General features: G+C 66.8%; 4 protein-coding genes. 1 reads left to right on the top strand and 3 read right to left on the bottom strand.

The features are described from left to right. Positions 1–32: 32 nt before the first annotated feature. Positions 33–329: a hypothetical protein gene (locus tag ACWNCF_RS02365; protein ID WP_449405880.1), complete on the bottom strand. Its 297-nt coding sequence runs from the start codon at positions 327–329 to the stop codon at positions 33–35. Positions 330–331: 2 nt separating this feature from the next. Further along, the gene (locus ACWNCF_RS02360; RefSeq protein WP_449405879.1) at positions 332–466 is read right to left on the bottom strand and encodes a hypothetical protein; all 135 of its coding nucleotides are present in this window, start codon (positions 464–466) and stop codon (positions 332–334) included. A gap of 192 nt (positions 467–658) precedes the next feature. Here ACWNCF_RS02360 and ACWNCF_RS02355 point away from each other — a divergent pair, with 192 nt between their 5' ends. Next, a complete protein-coding gene (locus ACWNCF_RS02355) occupies positions 659–1,594 on the top strand; it encodes an SMP-30/gluconolactonase/LRE family protein (RefSeq protein WP_449405878.1) in 936 nt (311 codons plus the stop codon). A gap of 6 nt (positions 1,595–1,600) precedes the next feature. Here the strand turns inward: ACWNCF_RS02355 and ACWNCF_RS02350 are convergent, their stop codons facing one another. Further along, positions 1,601–2,200, bottom strand: coding sequence for a Gfo/Idh/MocA family protein (locus ACWNCF_RS02350; protein ID WP_449405877.1), 600 nt, complete (start codon positions 2,198–2,200; stop codon positions 1,601–1,603). Positions 2,201–2,297: the final 97 nt, after the last annotated feature.

Raw genomic sequence — 2,297 nt, 5'->3', positions numbered from 1 at the left:
TCGTCTACTGGTTCGGTTGCGTATTGCTAAGGTTAAAACGGAGGAGTTAGTTGGATGATCCAGCACCTTGACGGCAGCGCAGTTCGACCGGCAAGGACGGGCTCGATCTGCCGCAAGTCCAGGTCAAGGTCGCCAAACTCGACCGTGCCGCCACCTATGCCGTGCTGGCGGAGCATGGTGCGCGGTTCGCGAAGGCGGACGGCAAGGTGTCGAGGGAACTGATCGAGACCAATCTCAAGCTCCACCCGGACGACGCGAAGGCCAATGCGATCGCCGTCGATCGCGGTGTCGTCGACGATGGCATGGCGCGCCTGACGACGCTGCTGCAACGCTACCCGAACGATGCCGCGCTGCTGGCCGCACGCGCCGAAGGCCTGCGCATGACGGCGGTCGCCATGCGCGATACCGGGACGCCGGGCTGGGAACCCTTGCTGGAGGAGGCGCGCCCGCTGTATCGTCGCGCCATCCAGGCCGATCCGGCCAATTCACTGGCCTACTATGGCCTGGGTTACCTGTACACGCTGGCGCCCGATAGCGGGCCGGTCGCTACAAGGACGATCGCCGGGTTGCCGAAGACGCGGAGGGCGACTAAGCGTCCCATGGCGGGTCGGACAAGCGCTACAATGAATTCCTCCGACCATCGAACGAAAGGCATCCCATGCAGCTCCGCACCGTCCTCGCACTTTCCGGCCCTTTGCTGGCGCTGGCCTGCGCCGCCGGCGCCCACGCCGCGCCGGCCTGCGGCCAGGCGCCGTCCGGCGAACTGCGCGCCGAGCGCGTCGCGGCCGTGCGGCCGTCGCGCAGCGAAGCCGGCCTGTACGAGGGGCCCGTGTGGATCAAGGATGCCCTGTATTTTTCCGATTTCAGCTTCGCGCCCGGCTTCCCGTCGCGCATCCGCAAGCTGGGGCTGGACGGCACCGTGAGCACGGTCGTCGAGGACAGCGGCAGCAACGGCCTGGCCGTCGATGCGCATGGCGACATCGTCGCGGCCACGCACAAGTACAAGGCCTTGTCGCGCTATGCGCTCGCGGACGGCAAGCGCACGACCATCGCCGGCAACTACAAAGGCCAGGTGTTCGATTCGCCGAACGACATCGCCATCGCCAGGGACGGCACGATCGATTTCACGGACCCGGATTTCCAGAAGGCGGCGGCACCCGGCGGCCAGCCCGTCACGGGCGTGTACCGCGTCGGCACGGACGGCAAGGTGACGCTCGTCGACGGCAGCCGGCCGAATCCGAACGGCGTCTCGCTGTCGCCCGCCGGCGACGTGCTGTACGTGAACGCGGGCGACGGCTTCCTGCGCGCCTATCCCATCGTGGACGGCGTGCCGGGTCAGGGGCGCGACATCGTGAAGGGACTCGACGTCCCGGACGGCATGGCCGTCGACTGCCACGGCAACCTGTACGTGAGCGAGCACCCGGCCAGGCGCGTGCGCGTGTTCTCGCCGCAGGGAAAAGAGCTGGCGACGATCCGCACGGACGCCAACGTCACGAACGCCGCGTTCGGCGGCGCCGACGGCAAGACGCTGTTCCTCACGGGCGCCGGCGCGATCTGGCGGATACGGCTGGACGTCACCGGATCGCCGTATTGATGCCGTTCAGGCCTTGAGCACCACGCGCTTCTGCTCGCGCGCCGAGCGGTAGATCGCTTCGATGATGCGCAGGTCGCGCAAGCCTTCCTCGCCCGCGACGATCGGCTCGCGGTCCTGCAGCACGCATTGCGACATGTGATCGAGCTGGCCGGCCCATTGCGTGGCGCCGGGACCGGGCCGCGGGGTGATCTCGTTCTCGCGGCCGTTGCCCACCCACAGCCGGTTGCCGTGGTAGGCGGTCGCCGGTTCCATTTCGATGCGGCCCTTGTCGCCCATCAGCAGGATGTGGTTCTGGTTGGCGCTGTACATCGACATGCACGAGCCGACCACGCCGGACGGGAATTCGAGCTGGAAGCCGATCATGTCTTCCACTTCGCGAAAGCGCGGGTCCTTGCGGTCCGTCGTTTCCTGGGCATAGACGGCGGTGGGCTCCTCGCCCGTCATGTAGCGCGCCGCGTTGAGGGCGTAGATGCCGATGTCCATCATCGAACCGCCGCCCGCCAGCGCCTTTTTCAGGCGCCACGCGTTCGGGTCGCGGAACGTGAAGCCGTGTTCGGAGCGGAAGTAGCGCAGCTTGCCGATCTCGCCCGCGCGTGCGCGGCGCACGGCTTCCCAGGTGCTGGATCATCCAACTAACTCCTCCGTTTTAACCTTAGGTGCTGGATCATCCAACTAACTCCTCCGTTTTAACCTTAGCAAACAT

The organism is Massilia phosphatilytica (genome assembly GCF_977014125.1).
This window is presented reverse-complemented; position numbering and strand designations above follow the sequence as displayed.